Annotated in this window: 1 protein-coding gene; it reads right to left on the reverse strand. The window is 41.7% G+C overall.

Features of this window, described 5'->3' with window-relative positions; all coding sequences use genetic code 11:
• The coding region (locus C7H52_RS00005) for a hypothetical protein (RefSeq protein ID WP_449500855.1) at positions 1-309 on the reverse strand (309 nt) is incomplete at its 3' end.
• Positions 310-348 lie beyond the last annotated feature (39 nt).

The raw sequence follows: 348 nt of genomic DNA on the forward strand, positions 1-348 counted from the left end.
ACTATCCAAATCAACTTCGTCTTTTGAAAGCGCCTTGTTCTGAACAGCCCAAAGCAAAACTCCAAACGCTTTAATCCCCGCAGATGATAGCTCAAAGGTCAAACCGATATTTGCTGTGAAGAGTTTCACAAACTGTTCACCATCAACTCGCTTGAAAGTCGCTACATGAGTGCCTTGGATCTCCCCCGTTGATTGGTTTACTAGGATGTTTTCATCACGACCAAGACGCGAAAGTCTAACTTGCTTCCCCTTGACTGGAACAATCATATCTTCTAAAAATGGGTTTATTTTGTAGCGAGAGAAGCTCATTTTAACCACCTTAAATGATCGACAGGATTCGATTTTAGA

Origin of the sequence: Aurantibacter aestuarii (assembly GCF_003008425.1) — a bacterium.
Lineage (GTDB): Bacteria > Bacteroidota > Bacteroidia > Flavobacteriales > Flavobacteriaceae > Aurantibacter > Aurantibacter aestuarii.